This window comes from Marivirga aurantiaca (assembly GCF_016679925.1).
Taxonomy (GTDB): domain Bacteria; phylum Bacteroidota; class Bacteroidia; order Cytophagales; family Cyclobacteriaceae; genus Marivirga; species Marivirga aurantiaca.
The window spans coordinates 18,730-43,324 of record NZ_JAEQBW010000013.1; the positions used below are offsets into that span (position 1 = coordinate 18,730).

At 36.1% G+C, this 24,595-nt stretch carries 18 protein-coding genes; 13 read left to right on the plus strand and 5 right to left on the minus strand.

All coding sequences use genetic code 11. The features are described 5' to 3' along the window. The first annotated feature begins 341 nt into the window (after positions 1 to 341). From JKA74_RS18260 to JKA74_RS20910, 4 genes are all read left to right on the plus strand, one after another. Positions 342 to 710, plus strand: coding sequence for a hypothetical protein (locus tag JKA74_RS18260; protein WP_201432680.1), 369 nt, complete (start codon positions 342 to 344; stop codon positions 708 to 710). A gap of 124 nt (positions 711 to 834) precedes the next feature. Beyond that, positions 835 to 2,454 carry a SulP family inorganic anion transporter gene (locus JKA74_RS18265; protein ID WP_201432681.1) on the plus strand — a complete coding sequence of 540 codons (1,620 nt, stop codon included), beginning with the start codon at positions 835 to 837 and terminating at the stop codon, positions 2,452 to 2,454. A gap of 22 nt (positions 2,455 to 2,476) precedes the next feature. Further along, a complete protein-coding gene (locus JKA74_RS18270; RefSeq protein WP_201432682.1) occupies positions 2,477 to 3,103 on the plus strand; it encodes a carbonic anhydrase family protein in 627 nt (208 codons plus the stop codon). Between the two features lie 664 nt (positions 3,104 to 3,767). Then, positions 3,768 to 3,899: a hypothetical protein gene (locus tag JKA74_RS20910; RefSeq protein WP_262895948.1), complete on the plus strand. Its 132-nt coding sequence runs from the start codon at positions 3,768 to 3,770 to the stop codon at positions 3,897 to 3,899. Between the two features lie 269 nt (positions 3,900 to 4,168). Here the strand turns inward: JKA74_RS20910 and JKA74_RS18275 are convergent, their stop codons facing one another. The 3 genes from JKA74_RS18275 to JKA74_RS18285 all read right to left on the minus strand — a co-directional run bounded on the left by JKA74_RS18275 (position 4,169) and on the right by JKA74_RS18285 (position 7,304). Then, positions 4,169 to 5,071, minus strand: coding sequence for a DUF2279 domain-containing protein (locus JKA74_RS18275; RefSeq protein ID WP_201432683.1), 903 nt, complete (start codon positions 5,069 to 5,071; stop codon positions 4,169 to 4,171). Positions 5,072 to 5,189: 118 nt separating this feature from the next. Next, positions 5,190 to 6,263 carry a mannose-1-phosphate guanylyltransferase gene (locus JKA74_RS18280; RefSeq protein WP_201432684.1) on the minus strand — a complete coding sequence of 358 codons (1,074 nt, stop codon included), beginning with the start codon at positions 6,261 to 6,263 and terminating at the stop codon, positions 5,190 to 5,192. Positions 6,264 to 6,335: 72 nt separating this feature from the next. Continuing rightward, positions 6,336 to 7,304, minus strand: coding sequence for a KpsF/GutQ family sugar-phosphate isomerase (locus tag JKA74_RS18285; RefSeq protein WP_201432685.1), 969 nt, complete (start codon positions 7,302 to 7,304; stop codon positions 6,336 to 6,338). 77 nt (positions 7,305 to 7,381) lie between these two features. Here JKA74_RS18285 and recQ point away from each other — a divergent pair, with 77 nt between their 5' ends. From recQ to JKA74_RS18305, 4 genes are all read left to right on the plus strand, one after another. Beyond that, positions 7,382 to 9,559, plus strand: a complete 2,178-nt coding sequence (gene recQ / locus JKA74_RS18290) for a DNA helicase RecQ (RefSeq protein WP_201432686.1) — start codon at positions 7,382 to 7,384, stop codon at positions 9,557 to 9,559. 250 nt (positions 9,560 to 9,809) lie between these two features. Continuing rightward, complete coding sequence (gene purD, locus JKA74_RS18295; protein ID WP_201432687.1) at positions 9,810 to 11,102, plus strand: phosphoribosylamine--glycine ligase; 1,293 nt, start codon at positions 9,810 to 9,812, stop codon at positions 11,100 to 11,102. Positions 11,103 to 11,145: 43 nt separating this feature from the next. Next, positions 11,146 to 12,468 carry a PSP1 domain-containing protein gene (locus tag JKA74_RS18300; protein ID WP_201432688.1) on the plus strand — a complete coding sequence of 441 codons (1,323 nt, stop codon included), beginning with the start codon at positions 11,146 to 11,148 and terminating at the stop codon, positions 12,466 to 12,468. Then, positions 12,465 to 12,947: a gliding motility lipoprotein GldH gene (locus tag JKA74_RS18305; protein ID WP_201432689.1), complete on the plus strand. Its 483-nt coding sequence runs from the start codon at positions 12,465 to 12,467 to the stop codon at positions 12,945 to 12,947. The genes JKA74_RS18300 and JKA74_RS18305 overlap by 4 nt, the downstream gene beginning before the upstream one ends. A 69-nt stretch (positions 12,948 to 13,016) precedes the next feature. Here JKA74_RS18305 and JKA74_RS18310 read toward each other — a convergent pair whose 3' ends face one another. After that, on the minus strand, positions 13,017 to 17,036 hold the full coding sequence (locus JKA74_RS18310) for an AAA domain-containing protein (RefSeq protein WP_201432690.1): 4,020 nt from the start codon (positions 17,034 to 17,036) through the stop codon (positions 13,017 to 13,019). A 643-nt stretch (positions 17,037 to 17,679) separates the two neighbouring features. Then, the gene (locus tag JKA74_RS18315; protein WP_201432691.1) at positions 17,680 to 18,654 is read right to left on the minus strand and encodes a ComEA family DNA-binding protein; all 975 of its coding nucleotides are present in this window, start codon (positions 18,652 to 18,654) and stop codon (positions 17,680 to 17,682) included. A 1,276-nt stretch (positions 18,655 to 19,930) separates the two neighbouring features. On the opposite strand from JKA74_RS18315, the gene JKA74_RS18320 reads away from it, so the two are divergent. The 5 genes from JKA74_RS18320 to JKA74_RS18340 all read left to right on the plus strand — a co-directional run bounded on the left by JKA74_RS18320 (position 19,931) and on the right by JKA74_RS18340 (position 24,590). Beyond that, entirely contained in the window at positions 19,931 to 20,467 is a 537-nt protein-coding gene (locus JKA74_RS18320) for a UpxY family transcription antiterminator (RefSeq protein ID WP_236587931.1), read from the plus strand. 316 nt (positions 20,468 to 20,783) lie between these two features. Next, positions 20,784 to 21,563, plus strand: coding sequence for a 2OG-Fe(II) oxygenase (locus JKA74_RS18325; RefSeq protein ID WP_201432693.1), 780 nt, complete (start codon positions 20,784 to 20,786; stop codon positions 21,561 to 21,563). A gap of 91 nt (positions 21,564 to 21,654) precedes the next feature. Then, complete coding sequence (locus JKA74_RS18330) at positions 21,655 to 22,581, plus strand: class I SAM-dependent methyltransferase (RefSeq protein WP_201432694.1); 927 nt, start codon at positions 21,655 to 21,657, stop codon at positions 22,579 to 22,581. Between the two features lies 1 nt (position 22,582). After that, on the plus strand, positions 22,583 to 23,878 hold the full coding sequence (locus JKA74_RS18335) for a lipopolysaccharide biosynthesis protein (RefSeq protein ID WP_201432695.1): 1,296 nt from the start codon (positions 22,583 to 22,585) through the stop codon (positions 23,876 to 23,878). Beyond that, the gene (locus tag JKA74_RS18340) at positions 23,871 to 24,590 is read left to right on the plus strand and encodes an SAM-dependent methyltransferase (RefSeq protein ID WP_201432696.1); all 720 of its coding nucleotides are present in this window, start codon (positions 23,871 to 23,873) and stop codon (positions 24,588 to 24,590) included. Before JKA74_RS18335 ends, JKA74_RS18340 begins: the two co-directional genes overlap by 8 nt. Positions 24,591 to 24,595 lie beyond the last annotated feature (5 nt).

The window sequence follows — 24,595 nt, forward strand, 5'->3', positions numbered from 1 at the left end:
TCTTGAAGAAATAAGTGGTTAGGTTAGTGAAAGCTGTCATTTATCCTAATTATTTTAAATAACTAAGCGGCTTTCCCAGAAAAACTAAGACACATTCTATTAAGGAGAAAATAAGTACTAGTTGTGAAAAAAAATAACAAATAAGTTGATTTACAGTTAATTCTCAATACAAGTATTAGGTTTTAATGTTTCACAACAATCTGCTCTACATACCGTCTAAAATACTGAAATATAATAATTTGGTCGAATTTTTCTTCTTCCTAAATAGTTCCTGCCTTATATTTGAGGCATCAAATAGAAAGAAGGTGTCAATAGTCAACCTGATTGTTTGGGAAAACATAATGAAAAAACATGTTACATATCATCCTCTATTAAGTACCAGACTGATAAAATGTCTTTCAACGGTGCTGTTAATTTATTTTAGCAGCACAATTCTCTTTAACTCTTTCCCCTCCCTTATTCAGGAGAGTGCCTCAACAACTCATGAATATTGTGATTTACCTTCCAGTGAGACAGAACCTTTAGGTGATTCCGAATCGCAGAAGGAAGAAGTAAAGGAAAATTGTAAAGAATTTATACCCCATAAAAAAGTTTCTTATGCTATTTTCTTGGAAGAGAAAGGGAGGTATTATACTTCCAAAACATTTCTTTTCAAAGGAAGAGTAAGTGAACTCTTAACTCCTCCCCCACAAATGCCGTTTCTAGTTTAAACAGGCCTAATTCACTTTAAAGTATTAAATTCTCTTAATAATACTATGCTTTTTAGCTTATAGTATGGTCATTTTCATAATGTATCTTTTGATTTTTTTTAAAAAATTTTAAATCATTTTACGCATGAGTCATTTTCATCCTTTAAAAAATTTAAAATCCGATATACCTGCAAGTATTGTGGTATTTCTTGTTGCTCTACCTCTTTGTTTAGGTATAGCCCTTGCATCGGGCGCTCCTTTATATTCCGGCTTAATAGCTGGTATAGTGGGAGGTATCGTAGTTGCTTCTATTAGTGGATCTCCTGCGGGAGTGAGTGGCCCTGCTGCCGGATTGGCTGTAATTGTACTTACAGCCATTCAGGATTTAGGAACTTTCGAGGTCTTCCTGGTGGCCGTGGTACTAGCAGGTATTATTCAATTAATAATGGGATTTGCCCGTGGTGGTATTATTGCCTACTATTTCCCCTCATCGGTTATTATGGGCATGTTATCAGGTATAGGTATCATCATTTTTATTAAACAAATACCGCATGCCTTCGGCTATGACAGAAGTCCTGAGGGGGATCTTAGTTTCTTGGGCAAAGGTGGCGAGAATGCTTTCACTGAACTTGTCAATGCGGTTAACTTTATCAGCCCGGGAGCCTTGATTATTACCGCTGTTTCTCTTGCGATACTTTTGCTTTGGGAAACCAGCTTTATGAAAAAACAGAAAATATTCCAGTTGATTCCAGGTCCTTTGGTAGCTGTATTAAGTGGGGTTTTATTAAACCAGATTTTTAGTGCCATGCCTGATTTTGCACTTCGCGAAGATCAAAGCGTAAACGTTCCTTTAGCGGATAGTTTTAGTGGCTTTTTAAGTAATTTTACTTTCCCTGATCTGGCAGCATTAGCCAACCCTCAGGTGTATATAACTGCAATTGTAATAGCTGTAGTTGCCAGTTTGGAGACTTTATTGTGTGTGGAAGCTACAGATAAGCTGGATCCTTATAAGCGGGTAACTCCTACCAACCGTGAATTAAAAGCTCAGGGAGTAGGGAATATTATTTCAGGAATGATTGGTGGTTTACCTATTACACAGGTAATTGTGCGAAGTTCAGCCAATATCCAATCAGGAGGAAAGACTAAAGCATCTGCCATTATTCATGGTTTTCTTTTACTAGGAAGTATTATTGCCATTCCTCATTTACTCAACCTCATACCCTTAGCTACTTTGGCAGCCATATTATTTATAGTAGGTTATAAATTGGCAAAACCTTCTGTATTCAAGAAAATGTATAAACAAGGGAAGGGTCAGTTTATTCCATTTATAGCAACCATCCTGGGAATAGTTTTTACAGATTTATTGGTAGGACTGGGAATTGGCTTGATTGTAGCTATTTTCTATATCCTTTTAAACAACTACCAAATTACTCATTATACCAAACGTGAAGAAAAAGAAGACGGCAAGGAGAAAATGAGGTTAGTATTGGCTCAGGAGCTAACTTTTATCAATAAAGCAACTATATTAAAAGCATTGGCTGATATTCCTGATAATACTAAAGTAGAAATTGATGCGACCAATACCCAATACATGCATCATGATATATATGAAATTATAGAGGATTTTAGGATAAGTGCCAAAGGAAGAGATATTGATGTAACGGTGAAAAATCTTACAGAGCCTGTTGAAGGGCCAACACCTCCAAAATTTACGGTTTCCTCTCACTCCGATAAAGGTGAGGATGTTAAAGAAGTGATACATTAAAAAGTCTTTATTGAATAAAATTATGAAAACACAAACGGAAAAAAGTCAGGCGGCACTTAGCCCGCAAAAAGCACTTACTATATTAGAGGAAGGCAATAAACGTTTTGTTCAAAACTTAAGAGCAAACCGTAACCTCTTGCAACAGGTAAATGAAACCAGGGAAGGGCAGTATCCTTTTGCTGTAGTTCTTAGTTGTATTGATTCACGTGTTCCTGCGGAACTTATTTTCGATCAGGGGTTGGGAGATATTTTCAGTGTGAGAATTGCCGGTAATTTTGTGAATGAGGATATTTTGGGCAGCATGGAGTTTGCTTGTAAAGTAGCTGGTTCAAAACTTATTGTTGTATTGGGACATACCAGTTGCGGAGCAGTAAAAGGTGTTTGCGACAATGTAGAATTAGGCAATCTTACCGGAATGTTAAAAAAGCTTAAACCAGCTGTAGAAGCTGTTTCTGTAGACGGTGAGCGAAATTCTCAAAATGCTGATTATGTACAAAAAGTGGCTGATAAAAATGTTGAGCTTACCATGCAACAGATCAAAGAAAAAAGTCCTGTTTTAAAAGAGATGCTGGATGAAGGTACCATAGGAATTGCCGGTGGCATGTACGATGTAGCCAGTGGTGAAGTTGAGTTTTATCATAAGCCTTAAATTGATTAAAAAGAGTAAAATTGAGACCACAAGGCCTTCAGAAATATGGAGGTTTGTGGTCTTATATTCAAGTAACCGACCAAAAACATTTTATACTATGAAAGAGCTGAGAAATACCTGAAAATAAATTTCAATCAACTTGAAATCTTTATTGTAAAATCTACGTTATTTGCACCAATCGGTACAATACTCCGGAAATCAATAGATGAAACCCATTTCAAGTTTTCTACTTGTTTTTTACATCTTCTGCCTTTTTATAAGGCCAATTGGGCTTTTTGCTGAAAAATTCAGCCCTTCACATGACTCCCACTTCTATGGTGTTAAAAACGATATAGAGAAATCTTATACCCTTCCTGTTTCCTTCTCCCAGACAAGTACAGAAGTAAAAAACAGTTCTCCGGACACACATTCTCATAGAACATTCACACCTGATTATAGAACTCCTATTGTGGCTTTGGCCAGCCCAATAAATAGGAATGAAAAGCCGATGATCCTTTCATTGCTTCGGTGGCCTAAAATATGCATTAACGCTCCATAAATACTTCCCTTCATTTTCTTTACAGAGCTCATCAAAGGTTGTAGAATGATTTCATGAGATATCAATCTCATGAAAATGACCTGAACTCTTTTCAATCAATAAATGAATTGTTCAAAAAAAATAATTATGAAAACTGAAGTAAGTAATAAAAAAGGAGCTGATCCAATGGATGAGCAAGAAGAAGTTAACTGGCCTGTGGTAATTCCTATTTTAATAGTGATGGTAGGCTTGATTGCAGCTTTCTATTTTATGTATTAAAATATTCTTTTGAAAGAGTATATGAAAGCCTGCCTGTATAGGGCGGGCTTTTTTCATTCCATTTTACGGATTGATAAGAGAGTAAATTTTGAAAATTGGCGTAAGAACGATGTAACATGAAAACGCACATCATCCTGAACTTGATTCAGGATCTCCTGATTAGAAAATTAGTATTATTAGATTAGAACTAAGGATTCCCCTCACCCCTTTCAAAAAAGGAGTGAGATACACTTCCATTTGAAATATATCCTCAAGATTAATGAAGTATATCAATAATGCAAAGGATGAAATTCAATGCCATTTATTCTGTTAAACTCAATAGCAGGGGCAGGAATCTTAATGATGTTCAACACCTGAAACACCCCCTTCAGGAAAACACTATTGGTTTTTATCTTCCTCAGATCCACATCCATGCTAAGGTAATATTGTCTGTACCTTTCAATATGTTCAACAGATTCCCCGTAGATAAACTCTGGATTCTCAAATTCAGAAAGCATGCCTGCTCCGCTATAACCTAACGAAAAGCACAGCCACTCCGGCCAGTTACTTTTTTCCATAAATGCAGCCGGGCTGAAGGAATACCAATATGTTTGGGCATTATAATCCTGAACCAACTGCTCACCAAAAGTTCTACCTAATGTTCCCGGTCTGATTTCAGCATAAGCAGAAGGATAAAAAGAAAATTTGGGAATGATCTTTTGCTCATCCCAAAAGTGTTGCTGTGCCATAAACAAAGCTGAACCAAAACCATTTGCCACCACATCACTAAGTGAAAAACCATAACCTTCATATAATCCATCAAAAACCTCTACCGGAAGTTGTAGGACAAAACCCAGCGTACCTCCAAACCACAGCGCTTTAGTCTTACTAAGGCCTGACCATCTTAAGGCATGGTAACCGGCATAACTTTCATAGTATGCTACATAACTATGAGCGAATTTATCCATTTGCAACCAGCCTGTTTGGTCTTTATAGAAATGAAAAGGAACTGCCTGATCATTGGAATACCACACCTCTGACAAGTATAACATTCCGGCAGTATAAAAAGCAGCTTCAGCTCCTACCACTAAAGCCAAACGTTTTTTATTCACTTTAGAAGAATCGGAAATTAAATGAGGGTTGGAGGAATAAAGGTCAAGGCAAATTAGTTGACAAGCAAGAAGTAATCCCACTGTAAACTTTAATTTGATTATTTTGTTTTTTTTCTTGCTACAGCAGGGATTGGTCATAAAAAAAACGACTTAACTTAAGCTAATTATATAGAGAATTAAGCATCAAAGGAGGCCAAAATCAAATAAAACCTTCTCCTTTTTGATTTTTGACAGAATTGACCATTTCCTTGATTTCCTTTTCTGCATTCTTTTTACAAATAAGGATCACACCATTTTGCTCTGAAACAAGGTAGTTTTGAAGACCATGAATTACTACGAGCTTGCTTTGATCCAAAGTAACAATATTGTCAGTAGCATTAAAACAGAGAACATTATCGGGTTTTACATTATTGTCAATATCTTTTTCCCTAATCTCATGCAAGGAATCCCAATTACCCAAATCAGACCAGCCAATATCCATTAGCAGCACATACACATTCTCTGCCTTTTCCATAATAGCAAAATCTATGGATATATTCATGCATTGTGTGTAGGCCTTATTGATAAAAAGTTTTTCATTGGCACTGTAATAAGGCTCATCCCCATCAGAAAAAATCTCCGCTAAATCAGGAAGGAATTTTTCAAAGGAAGCTATTATGCTTTTTACAGACCAAATAAAAATACCGGCATTCCATACAAAATCACCACTTTCAATAAATTTTTCAGCCAGTTCAAGTTCAGGCTTTTCAGTAAAGGTTTTTACTTTCTTAAGAGCAGCAGAATCAGGGATATATTGAATATAACCGTAGCCTGTCTCAGGTCTGTTAGGATGCATACCCAAAGTAATCAACTGGTCCTGTTTGGAAGCACTATCCACTGCTATTGAAATGGCCTGGTGAAAAACTTCCTCCTTTAAAATTAGATGATCGGCAGGGGCAACTACCATAATAGCATCAGGATTACGTGAAGCAATTTTATAGGCAGCATAAGCTATGCAGGGCGCAGTATTTCTTTTATTAGGCTCCAATAGCAATTGGTCCTCACCAATATCAGGTATTTGTTCCTGCACTAAACCTTCGTAGTCCTTATTGGTAACAATAAAAATATTTTCTTTCCTGAAATGAGTGGCAAACCTGTCATACGTCATTTGTAACAATGATTTCCCTACACCTAATAAATCATGGAATTGTTTGGGTTTTTGGCTTGTACTTACTGGCCATAAACGAGTACCCGTCCCTCCGGCCATGATCACTACGTATTTATTCTCATTCATCAGTATCTGGTTTATTTGTGGTTGTTGCAGGCAAAATCAGTGGAGTACTTTATATTATTTTGTGTCCTTAAGTTACGCAATCCCCTCTTTTAACAGATCATGAAGATGCACAAAACCTATGGGTTTACCACCATTTACGACCACAATTTGAGTAATGTTTTTACTTTGCATTATTTGCAAGGCTTTTACGGCAAAATCTTCCCCGGAAAGGGTAATAGGATTGCTTGTCATAAAGTCACTGGCTATAATTTGATGAATATCACGGTCGGTTTCCATTAGCCTTCTCAAATCACCATCTGTAATTATCCCAATTAACAACCCTTCTTCATCCACCACTGAAGTAGCTCCAAGTCTTTTCTCGGAAATTTCAAAAATCACTTCTTTAAAATTAGCTGTTGCTTTTACTACCGGCAATTGATGTTGCCTGATTAATTCCTCAACAGTTAAGTATAATTGTTTTCCCAATGAACCACCGGGATGATATTGTGCAAAATCATCCGAAGAGAAATCACGTGCTTCCAACAAACAAACAGCTAACGCATCCCCCAAAGCCAGATGAGCTGTAGTACTGGTGGTAGGTGCCAGATTAAGAGGACACGCTTCCTGACCTATCGTGGCATTAAGAATAAAATCTGCCTGCTGTGCCAGGTAAGAATCGGTGTTGCTCACCAGAGCCACTAATTTGGACCCTCTTCTTTTCAATAATGGCACTAAAACCTTTATCTCGGGGGTGTTACCACTTTTAGAAATGCAAATCATCACATCATCCTTTTGCACCATCCCCAAATCACCATGAATGGCATCAGCAGCATGCATAAATAAAGAAGGTGTTCCTGTGGAATTTAAGGTAGCCACAATCTTCTGTGCAATGATAGCACTTTTGCCAATTCCGGTAATAACCACACGGCCTTTGGCGTTGAGTATTTCAGTTACACACTGCTCAAAATCATTATTAAGGTAACCGACCAAATCATTTATCGCTTTTGCCTCATTAATAAGTACATTTTGAGCTATTTTTATAATATTTTTTCTTAAATTCAAAGTATCTGGTGTTAAGGAACTAAATTTGACACAAAGATATATATTTAAGAATTAATCAAGCAATTGATGTTAAAGAGATGATAGAAGCGCAACAAGCTACTTTAAAGGAAAAATTAAAAGAAGTATTCGGATATAACCAGTTCAGGGGCAAGCAGGAGCTGATTATGAAGAACATACTCGAAAAGAAAAATACTTTTGTAATCATGCCCACCGGGGCAGGAAAATCATTATGCTACCAATTACCTGCACTTTCACAAGAAGGCACAGCTATTGTAGTTTCCCCATTGATCGCCCTGATGAAAAATCAGGTGGATACCTTAAATGCATTAGGTGTGAATGCACGTTTTCTAAATTCTACCCTTTCCAAAACAGAAGTAAACAGAGTAAAAAAAGAAGTACTAAATGGTAATTTAAAGTTATTATATGTAGCACCGGAATCTCTCACGAAAGAGGAAAATGTAGCTTTTTTACAAAAGGCCCATATTTCATTTGCCGCCATTGATGAAGCCCACTGTATTTCCGAATGGGGTCATGATTTCAGGCCGGAATACCGGAAGATCAAAGCCATCCTTCAGCAAATTGCTGATATACCTGTCATAGCACTTACTGCAACGGCCACACCTAAAGTACAGCTGGATATTCAGAAAAACCTGAATATGGAACAGGCCAATGTATTCAAATCATCCTTTAACAGGGAGAATTTGTATTACGAAGTAAGGCCAAAAAACCAGGCCAAAAAACAACTTATTCGTTTTTTGAATGACAGAAAAGGAAAAAGTGGTATCATCTATTGCCTAAGTCGTAAAAAAGTAGAGGAAATCGCGGAATTCTTGAATGTGAATGGGTTCAATGCAGCTCCTTACCATGCCGGTCTTGATGGCAATGTGAGGATGAAAAATCAGGACAACTTTCTGAATGAAGATGTAGATGTAATTGTAGCTACCATTGCTTTCGGTATGGGAATAGATAAACCGGATGTTCGTTTTGTTGTGCATTATGACACACCTAAATCCGTAGAAGGTTATTACCAGGAAACCGGCCGTGCAGGACGCGATGGCCTGGTGGGAGATTGCCTGATGTTTTATAGCTATAACGACATCTTAAAACTGGAAAAATTCAATAAGGACAAGCCTGTTACAGAAAAGGAAAATGCTAAACTTCTTTTGGAAGAAATGTCTTCCTATGCAGAGTCATCAGTATGTAGGAGAAAGCAGCTACTTCATTATTTTGGTGAAACCTATACTGATACTTGCGGAAAATGTGACAATTGTGTTCATCCGAAAGAAAAGTTTGAAGGCAAGGAAGAAATGATCATTGCTTTAAAAACAGTGAAACTTACCGGTGAACGTTTTGGGATGAATCATTTGGTGAATGTAATCAGAGGTTCAAAAGATCAGTACGTAACCAGCTATAGCCATGACAAACTGGAGATACACGGAGTAGGTAGTGCCCAGGAACCTGAATTCTGGAAATCCATTATTAGGCAGACAATGCTAAATGGCTACCTGGATAAAGACATTGAGAATATTGGTGTATTAAAAATGAATAAAGCCGGGGAGGAATTCCTGAAGAATCCAAAAAATATAGAATTCACCAAAAACCATATTTATACTGATGATGGGGATGAAGATCAAATAGAAAAAGAGTCGTTTGCCACCAAATCTTTTGATGAGGTGCTTTACACACAGTTAAAAGCACTAAGAAAGAAAGTAGCTAAGTCAAAAGATTTGCCTCCATATGTTATTTTTCAGGACCCCTCATTAGAGGAAATGGCCACTACTTACCCTACAACTTCTGATGAACTTGCAGCTGTAAATGGTGTAGGGCTTGGAAAGGTACAAAAATTCGGCAAGCCTTTCCTGGACCTGATCAAACAATATGTAGAAGAAAATGACATTACTACCGCAGCAGATGTGATGGTGAAATCCTCTGTGAACAAATCCAAAATGAAGATTTTTATTATTCAACAAGTGGATAAGAAAATTGAATTGGAAGAAATTGCCGAAATGAAGGACATCAGTTTTGAGCAGTTGATCACAGAAATAGAGAACATTTGTTATTCAGGCACAAGACTTAACCTTGATTACTACTTAGAGCAAATCATCGATGAAGACAAACAGGAAGAGATCATTGATTATTTTTTATCTGCCGAAACAGACAGCATAGATGATGCCATGGAAGAATTTGAAGATGAATTTTCGGAAGAAGACATGCGACTGATGCGCATTAAATTTCTCTCCAATTATGCTAATTAAAAAGGTGTAGAATAGCAAATCATGACTTTTGTGAAGATGAACTAATTGAATAATTAATACATCTTCACAACGTCAATGGCAAACCCTTAGGGCTTTACCAATAGTCAATGATTAAACAGCTACACCAAATGGCATTTTTCATTTTGCCGGAGAATCACGAAATTTGTGTAGATTATACAAGGTGATTTAAGAGAACGAACTCATAAATACAGCTGTCATAAGCTGTCATTATGCTAAAAAGAGAATTTTGATGAATATACTTATATTAGGTGCAGGAGGAAGAGAACATGTATTTGCCACAAAAATAGCTGAAAGCAAGCTATGCGACCAGTTGTTTGTAGCTCCCGGAAACGCAGGTACTGCAACAGTTGCTAAAAACATTAATATATCCCCTACCGACTTCAAAGCCGTAGGAGATTTTTGCTTGACTGAGCAAATTGAGATGGTAGTTGTAGGACCTGAAGCACCTCTGGTTGCCGGAATCACGGATTATTTTTCCACTGTACCTTCTTTGAAAAACATCCAACTCATAGGCCCTGCAAAAGCAGGTGCGGAATTGGAAGGAAGCAAAGATTTCTCCAAACGCTTCATGCAAAAACACTTGATACCAACTGCGGCTTATGCTACCTTCACTCAAAATGAACTGGAGGACGGATTGACCTATTTAAGAAGTATAAGTGGTCCCTATGTATTAAAAGCTGATGGACTTGCCGGTGGAAAGGGAGTAGTTATTTGTGAAAATCTGGACCAGGCTGAACAAACGCTTATTGAAATGTTAAGAGATGCCAAATTTGGTAAAGCAAGTGCCAAAGTGGTCATAGAGGGCTTTCTTTCAGGGATAGAATTATCAGTTTTTGTTTTAACTGATGGTGAAAACTATAAAATTTTACCTGAAGCCAAAGATTATAAACGAATAGGTGAAGGCGATACAGGGCTAAATACCGGTGGTATGGGTGCGGTTTCCCCTGTTCAATTTGCAGATGCAGCTTTCATGGAAAAAGTGGAGACAAAAGTAATTAAGCCTACTATTGAAGGCTTAAAAGCTGATGGAATCCCATACCAGGGTTTTATTTTCATAGGGTTAATGAATGTAGCAGGCGAACCTTTTGTGATAGAGTACAATGTCAGAATGGGCGATCCGGAAACCCAGGTGGTGTTCCCGAGAATTAACAGCGATATTGTTTCGCTCTTTAAAAGCCTGAAAGACAAAACCCTGGATCAACAAGAACTGAAAATTTCTGATGAAACAGCAACTGCTCTGGTAATGGTGGCAGGAGGTTACCCCGGGGAATATGAAAAAGGCAAGCTTATCAAAGGTTTGGAGGAAGTGGAAGAGTGCATTGTGTTTCATGCAGGAACCACTGAAAAAGAGGGCAATATTGTCACCAATGGCGGCAGAGTAATGGCCGTAACAGGCAAAGGAAAGGATCTGGAAACCGCCCTGGAAAAAGCATACAGCGGAGCAAAAAAAATCTGCTGGGAGGATATGTATTACAGGAAAGATATTGGCCGAGATTTATTGGCCATGGAAGTAAAAAGTTGAAAAGACAAGCTCTAATGGGCTTTAATTATAAATTATTGATAATATGGGATGCTCATCGTGTGGAATAAACAAGAAAGAGGGAGTTGTAAGTGGATGCCAAAATAACGGGGGATGTAGTACCGGTGGATGCAACAAAATGAATGCATTCGATTGGCTCTCCAATATGGATTTCCCCAACTACGATACTTTTGATATAGCAGAAATAAAATTTAAAGGTGGCAGAAAAGAATTTTTCCGTAATGTACACCAATTGGAATTAAACACAGGGGATCCTGTGGTAGTGGATGTTCCTAACGGACACCATATTGGTTATGTTTCTCTGCAAGGCGAACTGGTACGACTGCAAATGCAACGGAGGAAAGTTAAAAATGATGATGAAATCAAAGCCATTTATCGTATTGCTTCTGATAAAGACCTTGAAAAATGGCATGAGGTTCAGAATCGTGAAATGACTACCATGTATCGAGCAAGGGAAGTCATTAGTGAGTTTAAAATGAATATGAAATTATCTGATGTGGAATATCAGGCAGATAATACCAAAGCCACATTTTATTATTCAGCAGAAGAAAGGGTAGACTTCAGAGAGTTGATTAAAAAGTTGGCCGGAGAGTTTAAAATCCGTGTGGAAATGCGTCAAATTTCCTTGCGGCAAGAAGCAGGTCGTTTGGGAGGCATTGGTTCCTGTGGTCGTGAACTATGCTGTAGCACCTGGCTTTCAGATTTCAAAAGCGTGTCTACCAATGCCGCTCGTTATCAAAACCTTTCCCTCAACCCAAGCAAGCTTTCTGGGCAGTGTGGACGCTTAAAGTGCTGTTTAAATTACGAATTGGATACTTATATTGATGCCCTGAAAGGCATTCCTGAGGTAAATAAGCCTATACAAACCCAAATTGGCAATGCCAAACTGCAAAAAACAGACATCTTCAGGAGAATTATGTGGTTCAGCTATTCTGATGATAATATCTGGCATCCGGTAAAAGTAGAAAGGGTTGCAGAAATACTGACTTTAAATCAAAAAGGAGAAAAACCTGAAACACTTTTGGAAGATGTATTGGAAATAGAGGATCATGTCAACATTAACAGCGATTTAATTCGTCTGGACAGGAAGTTCTCTAAGCCAAAAGCCAAAAAGAAGAGCAAGTCTAAAAACTTCAAAGGAAAGCCAAAAGGAAATAATAATCCGCAAAACAATGTGGCTCCAAAGTCTGAAACTGCAAAAAACCCTCAGCAAAACACTAAGTCTATCACCGAAAATAATCCCGGCAATCAAAGTGACAAGACTATTAGACCCAAAAACAAGCCGAAAAATAAAAAGCGTTTTCGTAAAAACAACAAACCTAATAACAATAATAAAACAGGAGAATGAACCAACTAAAGAAACCGCTTTTAATCGTTCTTTTATGGGTGGCTTTTGCCTGCACAGAAGAAAGGCAATATGAAGAAAACCTGGACTTTCCAGACAGGATTTGGCAAATGGATGAATCAATGGATTTTACCTTTGAAATAGAAAATGACAGCACTTTACATCAATTGTATTTGAATTTAAGGAATGATGGAGATTATCCTTACAGAAATATATATGTTCATTATACTTTGAAAGATTCCACTGATCATGTGTTAGATAAAAAGTTGCAAAACATTCAATTGTTTCATCCCAAAACAGGAGCTCCTTATGGAGATGGTATAAGCAATGTCTATAGTCATCAGGTATTGCTGGAGGATTCCGTGGTGTTTCCCACAAAAGGGAAATTTACAGTAGAGCTAAAACAATATATGAGAACTGATTCTTTGAGAGGGGTTTATTCTGTTGGTATTAGAGTACAGGAATTAAATTCTGCTGAGTAAATTCTTTATACCTCTCCCCTTATTCTTACTAAGGAGGATTTTCTAAGACTGATTAAAAGCAGGTAAATTTCAATTCCTTTGAATAAACTGCGTAATCCGTTCCATCATTTCCTCCTTATCGTTCCAGTAATTCCTGCTTTTTACCTGTATATAAGGCCAATTCATCTTTTGTAGCATAAATGGAGTATAAGCATAGATATCTTTTACAGACGGATTATCATAAAACAAATCATCATCCGTAAGTAACATTCCTTTATATTGATCTTTCAACACAAAGCTGAGATCCGCAAAAGGAAGCTCTTCTTTCGCCTCTACTTTATCAAGTACTCTATTCAAGTCAATTGCCAGTTTTTTCTTTAAAAACCAATCATTGGAAAATCTTTCCATAGGCGTAGGCTGTGGTTTGAATTTACCTTTTGATACCTCCAGTGCATATTGCAGATATGCCTTCAATAGCTTGGGGCCAGGATTTTTGGTATCCTCCACTTTAAGCTCCTCAGGATAAATACTACTGACAATTACGATCTTTTCCCTGGCGCGGGTAATGGCCACATTCAGCCGGTTTTCACCTTTGGATGCATTGATGCTTCCAAATTGCATTATCATTCTTCCTTTAGGATCAGGGGCGTAACCTGTACTAAAAATAATTACATCCTTCTCATCCCCCTGTACATTCTCAATGTTCTTTACAAAGAATTTATCCGGTAACTGAATATTTCCCGCACTGATTTGTTCTTCCAGAATATCCCATATTAAGCCTTGCTGCGGAGCATTAAAAGTGACCACTCCTATTTCCTTTTGAGGTTCGTTCTTCAGGTATTCCTTAATGATATCCACTACATTGAGGGCTTCAATTTCATTCTTTTGGTTTTCCCAAACCCCAGCAACCTTGATATAATCAATCCCCGGATCTGCCTGATTGATATAATTGAAGTCAGGCAGCAACCTGAGTTTATTATTATAAAAATGACGGTTCGAAAATTCAATTAAATCAAGGGATTTACTTCTGTAATGTCCGCCCAGATGAACATTCATTAAATATTTATTAGCCAAATCCAATAAGGAATCAATTTCCAGATCTACATTCTCAGGCTCATCCTCCTCCCAACGTACTTTGTACAAATCATTCGGGCTAAGTTGCTTGTCATCACCTGCTATTACTACCTGTGAACCTCTGTACATGGCAGGAATCCCCTTTTCAACAAAACACTGGGATGCCTCATCAAAAATAACCAGGTCAAATATCTCCTCCATAGGAAAAATAGCTGATACAGATTCAGGGCTCGCCATCCAGCACGGAATGAGGTCAAAAAGTTCTTCATGGAATTCCTGAATCAATTTCCTCACAGGCCAAATTTGTCTTTTCTTTGTTACCTGGTGGCTTAAATCACGATAGGATACTCTGTTGTTCAACCTGTTATACTCCAGGTTTACGAAGGTTTTCTCTCTTACCTTTAAGGTTAGTATTTCACTGCTTAATCGCCATTTCTCTTCAATGGCCGCCTGTAGTTCATCCGTCTTCTTATCAAATTTTCTGGTGGAAACATCCCGAAGTATTGGATACTTTGTTTCTATATGGTCCAGCCAGGAGATGTAAATACTATTTACAAATACTTGCTTTACATTATTTCGATCAATGGGGAAATCAGCTTCATCCATAGATTTTAGCACCGTTTTTTCATGCGGCTCCATGAGCTCATACATTTTATCGAAATCTACCAACTCATCAAAATACTTGTTAAAAGTATGAAGGTAATTGGGTACCAGCCCATGTTGTTCTAAATGATCAATCTGGGTTCTGGTAAAATACTCTTTCCATTTTTCCTTTTCCTCAATTAAGTTTTCCGATAATTGAATAATGGTTTCAATCTTTGTCAGAAAGCTTTGTAATGTTCCCTCTTTGAAAAGCGAGAACTCCTTAAAATTGGTGAATGAACTGAGTATTTCTTTTGCTTTAATAGCATTTTTCTGTTCTTCAAACCATTCGTTCAGCTGAAGCTGGTCTTTACTATCAGGCACCTCTTTTAACCATTCCTGTTTTTTCAGTTTGGTCATGTTATGTTCAAAGTTCAGCCTGTTGTCCAATAGCCTTTCCAACTGTTGAATTCCTTCTTTATTGGTTGAAACAGCATTGGCTACAGCTACTTTCTTAAGAAAGTATTTTTCTTTTGAAAACAAATGCCAATTGATATATTGAGTAGGCCTTTTCCTGGATTGGCTTCTTACTTGTAGTACATTCTGAAGCATTCCAAGGTTATTGCCTGATAAGCTACTTTCTATACCACCATTTTTGAAGCAGTCATTGATAATCCTTTGAATATTGGATAGCCAAAGTAGATTGGTGTTTTCATCGCTAAATTCCAGCAGGTGGATTAGGTATGAAAAGACTTTCGGATCCAACAAGGTATGAAGCTCCATCAACTTGTTTTTGTGATCTGCTACATCCTCAAATTCCTTTAACGACATTTGGGAACCTACCAATTTTTTGGCTTTCTCACCTGTTTCAGCTATAAATTCCGGAATCTGCTTAAGTAACTGCAGCATGATTTTTTTATCAGACAAAGTGAAATTGGTGAAATCCACTCTGTCATTCCAGATGAACTGATCTTTACTGAAATCATCCACATAGCTTTGATAGTGCACAATCTTATCAGAAAATTTCCGGATTTCAGATCGCTTAAAATGCCTGTAAACCTGCTTCATGTTAACAATCGGCAACTTATTGTCTGAGTTCAGGTACAATTCCTTGGCAGAAATGCCACATTCCTTTTCATCAAAGAACGCTTGCCTGTACTCTTCCCGCTCTTCTACTATCTGGTCAATTCTACGGCTGGCGTGAAGGAATTCCCTTTGGATTTGCACAGCATCTAATCCATTGTTCCTGGACTCATATTCATCTACCCTTTCAATCTGACTTTGGATGTGTTCAAAAATTTTCTTCCTGTCATTTTTAAAATCATGCACCAAAGCAGCAAAGGCATCCATCTCAATAGACTGTAGCTTTTGATAAAGTACATCCAAAGCAGCACGTTTCTGGCATACTACCAGTACCTTTTTGCCCCTTGCAATAAAATCAGTAATTAAATTACTGATCAACTGTGATTTCCCGGTGCCAGGGGGACCCTGAACCACCAATGAATTTCCTTTTTTTACCGCTTTCAGTGCATTTTCCTGGTAAGCGTCCATTGGGAATACACTGAAAGTTTCTTCTTCTTTAATGGTGTCAATAAACCGATATTTCTGCCGATAAACATCGAGTTCATTTTCTGATTTATCAGGATTCCTGCTCAAAAAAAACTCTTCTATATCCTGTACTTTCTGATCTTGTTCCAGCATAAAAGAATAATCAGGAACGAGGTAAGAGCCACTCTGAGGGAAAATACCCAATACAGCTTCTGGAAAAAGTTTTATTTCCCCTTCCTTTTGCTCTTCTTCAAAATCTGTTTTCTTGAAATTCTGAAAAGGCTGTAATTTGTCAATAAAATTATCCTGATTGAAATTCAAATTAACAGTACTTTCTTTAAATATCTGGTAGAGCTGTGTTCTGAATACCCGGCTATCCGAATCGTAAATCTCAAATACCTTTTCCAGTAAGTCATCATGAATTTTAATACCATGGAAGAAGGCATAAGCCAGCAAGAAAGTTTTATTGAAAGTGATGTTCACTTCTTCCCTCAACTGAATCACCCATTGATCGTCCTTTTGTAGAATTTCCACAGGAAAAAATATCAGAGGGCAACGTACCATCGTACCACCTTGTAGCTTTCCACGCACGAATGGCCAGCCTACATATAAATCCTTCGCCCCTCTTTCATCATAGATGAATTTTTCTATGCGCTGTAATTTTTTCAGTTTCTTACTGAGAATGTTATTCGATTCCATTCGCGGATCAGAAATAGCCGCCAGGGGAATCTCCTTTTTCTGAGCCAGTAAAGCTTCAATAAGGGAAAATGAGGGTTTATTAAGAATAAAGTCAAAGTCATGCAAATCTATCGCCTGATCTGAAATGAGTCTCAACAATAACAGAGAGCGATTGCTGCTCGATAAATTGGTAAGCCTTTTCAAATAGTAACTCAGAATTTCATGCATGCAAAAAAGATTTTAGCAATGTTAAATTTATAAAAATTTATGAGTTTATTGGTATAATTATTTTAAATAATGCTCAGTTTCAATTATCCAATCCTATCAAATACCATTCAACGGTTTGAGAGCCTCAAAAGATTGGATTTTCTTGTTTAATGGTAAAAACTGAAGCTTCAATAATGGGTTGCGGGAAAGGTGCTCCCGAGCTAATTCCGGGGGGGGGGGTATTTGAATTGCCTTTTTTGATACACTATTCAAAAAGCCTGAGTAAAAGACTCTCAATTATTGAGGCTCCTCATGAAAAATAAATTTCACCTATAAACGCGGTATCCTTGCCTTTATATTAAAATTTACAAAATTTAAATATAAGGACAAAACCTCCTAAGGCAGAATTTCATTTAATATTGATGTTTAATTTCCAGCATTTTTAGACCAAATTTTACTCTCAATCTTTTGCCTTGATGCAAAAGATAGAAAAAATCAAGACAAAAAGATGCTCCCACGCTGCAATTCCACGCGCTCCCCGCCTTTTTGTCCTCCCACCCGCTTTCTCGAGCAAAGTTTATTTGGTTTTCGAACATTGGAGTACTTATCAAGAGTACCTTATTGAAAATCCGTAGAGTTGAGCAAAGGGTTTAATTTTTTTATCTTACTCCACTTCAAATGATAAATAGCTTCCAATTTTCTTGACAAATGCTGAATCCAGAATTTTGATCTCCAATAAATCATCGGGCTCAGCATAAGCACCATGTGCTTCTCTGTAGGCAAGAATCAGTTTGGCTTGTTTGTAGGAAATATAAGGATGCTTTGCCAATTCTTCTTCTGGTAGCGTATTAATGTTTAGTTTATCCAGATGAAGAGGCTCTTGAATTTTAGCATATTTCCGGAGGGAATCCAGATTTGGAGATTTAAGTCCATAAACCTCCCTCAACTGTTGCTCATTAACAAACCCACCTAAAAGATCTCTGTATTCTATAATTCGCTGAGCAAATACAGAGCCTATGCCATAAATTTTTTGGAGTTGTACCGTATCTGCCCGGTTAATGTCAAAAGCTTTCAGGTGATAATTGGAATCTTTTACTTTATTGCTTTCTTCATATTTTGCAGATGAATCTTTTAAATTCCCTGTTGCTTTTTGCTCATCACTTTTCGAATCAACTCGGGATTTAGCTTGTTTTTTTATTTTTATATAAGGCCTGAACGTTAAGTAATTGGAAGAATCAATCCCATAAACTTTCAAGAAGTCCTCCGGCTTCTCAAAGGGCTTTACCATTTCCCTATATTTAAGTACGCGATCGGCCAAAAAAGCAGGCAACCCAAATGATTGTAGTTTCTCTGAACTTACAGTATTAAGATCGAAATCTGTTAACTTATACTTTTCTTCATTTCCTTCATTTTTACTGCCCTCCACCAGGTTTTTATCCAACACTGCTAAAAGGCTGTCTAATTTACGAGGATCAGATTCCAACAATAGGCCTGATTGGTTTTGTAGAAGGATTTGTTTGGATATTAAAGGTGCAAAAAGCACCATGATCATGAGGAAGAGTAATATTACAAATCCGTTAGCCTCGTTTCTGGAGAAACCGAAAAAATTTCTTAACCAAAGGATAATTGCTTTCCACATAAGAAAGGATAGGAATGTTTTTTTAAAAGTAACCTGCTTAGTCATTTGCTTCAGCACAAATGCTATACCTTAAATTTCTAAATTAATAACTACAGTAATTAATAAAAATTATTTTAGAAAATATAATGATATTCTTTAGCCTCACCCCAACCCTCTCCAATAGAGAGGGAGCTCGTTAAAGTAAAGCTATACGGTATTCATCTCTTCCTCGACCTTTATCATCTAACAGGAAGGAGCTGATTCCATTTGCCTGCCAATTAACACCACAGATTGCCAAGGTTCGTGTCTCCACGAAACTTTATTGCCCTGAATGAAAGGTACGGTTATAAATCTTTCAAATTTGTTGGCAAGGCTACAAACAGTTGCCCTGCTCGCCTGTGGATACAAGACGAGGGCGGTCAGGGTGGCTCTATCAGGAGAAAGATCCTTTCTAATTGTTTGTAAGGCTACAAAACCAACCGTTGTCCTCAGGGGGCCACTAATCCATTTTTACTCTGCCATATTCATATCTCCACGGTTCGCCAAGGTTCGTGTCTCCACGAAACTTTACTACTTACTGACTGGAAAAGAATAATCATTTATTGATAGGGAATGGAGATTGTAACAAACTTGCATGCTCGTCTGTGGGAACACAGGACGAGGGCAGTCAGGGTGGTTCTGCCAGAAGAAAGATCCTTGCTAATTGTTTGTAAGGCTACAAAACCAACCGTTGTCCTCAGGGGGATCACTAATCCATTTTTACTCTGCCATATTCATGGTTCGCCAAGGTTCGTGTCTCCACGAAACTTTACTGCTTACTGACTGGAAAAAAGACAATCATTTACTGACAGGCAATGGAGGTTGATAACTAACAGTCTAATGCTACTGGGCAGATTGGCCAGTAGAGAGTTTTTTTACTTTTTGATGAATAAAATCAGCTTCTATAAAGCAACATCCCTAAATTTTCGACTATCCACTTAATTCTGTCGCTACATAGTAGTTTTCCAACTCCCTCTTTTCAATCAAAATCCATTACCTTTGCCAAAGAATTATTTTAACAACATTCTTAATTGGTAGTGGGGCGGAAAAAACATCTAGTATTAAAGCACTTCAAAATTTATTGGTCTTTATCTTCTTTGCTTCTATTTTCACTTCATATGTTTTGTATTTCAAGCGAGTATTACCTTACAAAATTGGGCAAGACTGGTCTTACTGGAATAATCTTTAACCAAAACTATATTACATATGAAAGTTATATTTGGATAAACTATATGAACCCCTCATTTAAAATGTTATAATGCACTTAATGGAAAATTGGTTTGCTATTTATACAAAATCCAGAACTGAAAAAAAGGTGGCAGAAAGGCTTTCTGAAAAAGGAGTAGAAGTATATTGCCCAACACAAACTGTTTTAAGGCAATGGACTGATAGAAAGAAGAAGGTGAATGTAGCTGTCTTTTCTTCCTATGTTTTTGTCAAATTTAAAAATGACACAGAGCGATTAAGCATATTGCAAACACCTGGGGTTGTGAGCTTTGTTCGTCACCTCGGAAAAGATGCCAAAATACGTCCTAAAGAAATTGAAGCTATTAAAAAATTGTTAGGAGAATTTGAAGATGTAAGTGTAGAACCAATTATTCCAGGAGATACAGTTCAAATAGAACATGGGGGCATGAAAGGACAAGAGGGCCTTGTAAGAAATATCCAAGGGAATAAAGTGATTATATATATTGAAAGCTTAGGCTTGAGTTTGACAGCTGAAGTAAGTAAAGCCAAAGTAAAAAAAATAAGAGAAGGAGTAGAGGGAAATAAAGGCCTCAGACATCATTTTTAATTGATAGATTAATAGTGGATGTGAGGTTAATCTAACAAGTATCCTTTGTTTTGCTTCTCACGAACCAAAACAAAAATTTTAGCCACCCGCCAGGTTCCAAAAATGGGACTGAAAGGGCGGAGCCGTAGCAAAAAGGGTAGGAAATAAATTCTATTTTCGCCTTTATTGATAAAGAAAAATTAATAAAAATATACATGACATGCACCTTTATCAGCATATAAAGCTTGGGCAAGCAATATATTATCGGGATAAAAACCAAATTCATTTCAATTATGCCTTGGAGATAACCTTAAATTTGATATTATAAAGCAGAGTTATGAATCTTATAAATATAAACAAGCTAAACAACGATTTAGATCAATTACGGATTTTATATCAGAGCAAAAAACCCTTTCGCTATATCACTATTGAAGATTTCTTTTACAAAGAAAAAGCTAAAGAAATTCATGAAAGCTACCCTACTATAACTGACGGGAAGTGGGATGGGACGACTTATCTGGATCAGAAAAATAAATTTCAGAAAACAAAATTTGAGGAAGGTTCCATTTTTAAGCAAGTGTTTGATGAACTAAATGGTGAGGAGTTTTTAAATTGGCTTAATTCACTAACAGATATGGAGCTGCCTTTAATTGCTGATGATGAATTGTTTGGGGGTGGCTTACATCAATCGATCAATGGTGCCTATTTAAACGTACACATAGATTACAATATACATCCAAAAACCAAATATCACCGAAGGCTAAATGTTTTGGTTTACATGAATGAAAAGTGGGAGGAAAATTGGGGCGGGAATCTGGAGTTATGGGATTTCACCAATGATAAAAAAGAACTATTGGAAAAAATAACTCCTAACTGGAATAAGTGTGTAATATTTGAGACTAATCAAATATCATATCACGGACACCCGCAAGCTGTAGATGTACCTTATGAGATAAATAGAAAATCAATAGCAACATATTACTATACTGAAGACAGGCCTGACCATGAAAAAGCCACTGCACATAATACTATCTATAAAAATACCGAAGGGATAAAAGGTAGTGTTAAAAGATTTTTTTCAGGCATAAAGGCTGCAAAAGAGCGATTTTTAGGCTGAGATAAAAAATAAATTATTAAAGTTGTCAACCAGACGGAAGGCATCAACTTTAAGATAAAATCAAAGATATTATACTTCATCACTTACATTCATGAATTTAGAACCCAAAAAGTTAATTACCTATACTTATTATGAAATTGGAAACTGCAATATGTGCCAGGCACCAAGCATCCAGTTTAAAGTATTGGGGAAAAGGCTAAATAAATCACAAGGTTTTAAGCCTCATTTACTTTCCGGTATAACCACTACAGTGATGAAATGTAACAATTGTGGATTGATTTTTTCAAACCCGCAACCTGTTCCTGATAGTATTGCTGACCATTATAACGTTGATCCTAAGAAATATTGGAGAGAAGAATATTTTAAAATTGATGAAAATTATTTTAAAGGAGAGATTGAATGGTTCAAAAGATTAAAGCCCTTTCAGAAAAATTTAAAGAGCCTGGATATAGGCGCAGGATTAGGGAAACAAATGATAGCCTTACAAAATGTAGGGTTTGATTCATATGGAATAGAGCCTTCCCCTTCTTTTTATAAAATGGCAACAGAGAAAATGGGAATTGATAAAGGTAAACTGGAAATGAAATCAATTGAAGAGGCTAGTTTTGAAGATGAGTTTTTTGACTTTATTAGTTTTGGAGCTGTTTTTGAGCATGTGTACAATCCGAATGAGGCATTAGTTAAGGCCTTAAAATGGTTGAAGCCTGGGGGATTTATTCATATTGAGGTACCAAATTCAAATTGGTTATCTGCCAAAATAATAAATTTAGGATATAAGTTAAGAAGACTTGACTATGTGACAAATTTGAGTCCAATGCATAGTCCATTTCACTTACATGAATTTACTGTAGATTCTTTTAAGCTTAATGGGATCCACAATAATTATAAAATAGAAGATTTTGGTTACTATGTTTGCCCCACAAACCTCCCTAAAGTTTTTGATCCTATTTTAAGACCTATTATGAGAAAAACCGATACTGGTATGCAGTTATGTGTTTGGTTAAAAAAAGCAGAATAAATTGAATTTAAGAATTTCTAACTCATTAAAGGAATCTGAATATACCAAAGGTTTCTTTTTAATATTAAGTTCCAAAATTGTAATTGCTGCACTTACATTTATTTCAACACCAATTATTGCAAGAATTTACTCTCCACAAGATTATGGCATATACGCAATCTTAAATTCAATCTTAATCAATTTAGTTCTCTTTACTAATTTATCATTGCCTAGTGCTGTGATTGTGTTAAAGAAATCAAAATTAAACGCATCTATTTCTGGTATTATAGGCTATTCCTTTTATTCAAATTTAGTTTTTCTTGTTACTGGTACCTTATTATTATTGTTTAATGATACATTTAAAACAAAACTCGCTTCTATAGTAGGATTCGATTTTACTATAGGTCATTTATTAGTAATTACATTTTTTTCAATTCTAGTAACTGTATCGGAAGTTTTTGCCAATCTCAACATTAAAGAAAAAAAATTTAAGAGGAACGTTGTAGTTAATTTAACCGATACTATATCAAATAAAGCTTCCAGCATAGTAATAGGACTTTTTATACATCATAAACTAGGCCTTTTTATAGCTGAATTAGTAGGGAAGTTTAATAATATATTCTACCAACTGTATAAAGTAAATTTCAAAATTAGTTTTTTGAAAATAAAAAATTTCAAAAAACTAAGAACGATACAGAACACGGTTAGGGATAACCATTTATACCCCAAGTTTAATTTGCCCACTACTTTTCTAAATAAATTCTCAGGTCAATTAGTCATTTGGATTTTCGCTATATATTTTTCTGTGGAACAAATTGGTTATTTCACCATGGCGATAAGTATGGTAGGCATTCCATTATTATTATTGGCCAATTCTTTAAATCCACTTATAACAAAAAAATTATCAGAAGAAAGAGAACAAGGGTTTAAGGGAAATACACTTTTTAAATTGTTTTCTTTAATAACTTTACTTTCTTTATTTGTATACTCTCTCTTATTCTTTTTTTCACCTTATTTTGTGAATTTCTATCTGGGCGAAAAATGGATTGAAAGTATAACCTATATCAAAATACTTTGTGTTCCTTTTAGTTTAATGTTAATATCAAATGCAATTGGAGGTGCCTTTTTAATTTACGAAAAGCAAAAAAACAATCTGTTTTTTAAATTATTCTCATTTATAAGTTTAATTGTTGGCATTACCTTAATTATGAACTCCACAATGAGTTTTATCCAACTTGTTTGGCTTTACGCAACTATAATTTCATTAGAACAATTATTAAATACAATCTATATCTTAAGAAAAGCAAAACATGTCTGAAGTCAGTAAATTTTATGATGAATTTTCAAAAGAACAATTTCAACGAGGTATAAATAATCGCCATTTAAGCATTCAATATCACCTTGAGAAATTTGGACTTCAACCAAATTTTAAAGTATTAGAGATAGGCTGTGGAATTGGTACCGTATCCGAATTACTAGCAAGATTTTTATCAAGTGAGGGTAGTCTTCATGCAGTAGATATTAGTGAGCAAAGTATTGAATTAGCAAGACAGCGGCTTTCAAAATATAATAATGTAAAATGTGAAGTAAAAGATTTAACTAAGGAATCTATTAACAATGAATTTGATGTTATAGTGTTACCGGATGTTATTGAACACATTCCACTTGAACTTCATCAGAGTTTTTTTAGTAATTTGAAAAAACTCCTAAAGTTAGATGGCTTCATTTTTATACATATTCCACACCCAAACTTTCTAGAGTGGCATGTGAAAATTAAAGATGACAGACTACAAATTATTGATCAGCCAATCTACACCAATGAATTATGTAATGTTATTTATCCTTTAAATTTTTACATACATCAATTGATTTCTTACAGCATTTATACTGTAGAAAATGATTACCAAATAATTATTTTAAAGAATAAACCAAAAGAAATTGACACCGAAAACATGCCTAAATATTTTCAACTTTCTTTTAAAAGAAGGCTGAAAAACAAAATTAAGTATATTTTAAGGGGGTTTAAATAGAAGCT

Excerpts from the sequence above, each read along its gene's own strand:
- JKA74_RS18260 (WP_201432680.1), top strand. The coding sequence starts at position 342 with ATGAAAAAACATGTTACATATCATCCTCTATTAAGTACCAGACTGATA.
- JKA74_RS18265 (WP_201432681.1), top strand. The coding sequence starts at position 835 with ATGAGTCATTTTCATCCTTTAAAAAATTTAAAATCCGATATACCTGCA.
- JKA74_RS18270 (WP_201432682.1), top strand. The coding sequence starts at position 2,477 with ATGAAAACACAAACGGAAAAAAGTCAGGCGGCACTTAGCCCGCAAAAA.
- JKA74_RS20910 (WP_262895948.1), top strand. The coding sequence starts at position 3,768 with ATGAAAACTGAAGTAAGTAATAAAAAAGGAGCTGATCCAATGGATGAG.
- JKA74_RS18280 (WP_201432684.1), bottom strand. The coding sequence starts at position 6,263 with ATGAATGAGAATAAATACGTAGTGATCATGGCCGGAGGGACGGGTACT.
- recQ (WP_201432686.1), top strand. The coding sequence starts at position 7,382 with ATGATAGAAGCGCAACAAGCTACTTTAAAGGAAAAATTAAAAGAAGTA.
- purD (WP_201432687.1), top strand. The coding sequence starts at position 9,810 with ATGAATATACTTATATTAGGTGCAGGAGGAAGAGAACATGTATTTGCC.
- JKA74_RS18300 (WP_201432688.1), top strand. The coding sequence starts at position 11,146 with ATGGGATGCTCATCGTGTGGAATAAACAAGAAAGAGGGAGTTGTAAGT.
- JKA74_RS18305 (WP_201432689.1), top strand. The coding sequence starts at position 12,465 with ATGAACCAACTAAAGAAACCGCTTTTAATCGTTCTTTTATGGGTGGCT.
- JKA74_RS18310 (WP_201432690.1), bottom strand. The coding sequence starts at position 17,036 with ATGCATGAAATTCTGAGTTACTATTTGAAAAGGCTTACCAATTTATCG.
- JKA74_RS18315 (WP_201432691.1), bottom strand. The coding sequence starts at position 18,654 with ATGTGGAAAGCAATTATCCTTTGGTTAAGAAATTTTTTCGGTTTCTCC.
- JKA74_RS18320 (WP_236587931.1), top strand. The coding sequence starts at position 19,931 with ATGCACTTAATGGAAAATTGGTTTGCTATTTATACAAAATCCAGAACT.
- JKA74_RS18325 (WP_201432693.1), top strand. The coding sequence starts at position 20,784 with ATGAATCTTATAAATATAAACAAGCTAAACAACGATTTAGATCAATTA.
- JKA74_RS18330 (WP_201432694.1), top strand. The coding sequence starts at position 21,655 with ATGAATTTAGAACCCAAAAAGTTAATTACCTATACTTATTATGAAATT.
- JKA74_RS18340 (WP_201432696.1), top strand. The coding sequence starts at position 23,871 with ATGTCTGAAGTCAGTAAATTTTATGATGAATTTTCAAAAGAACAATTT.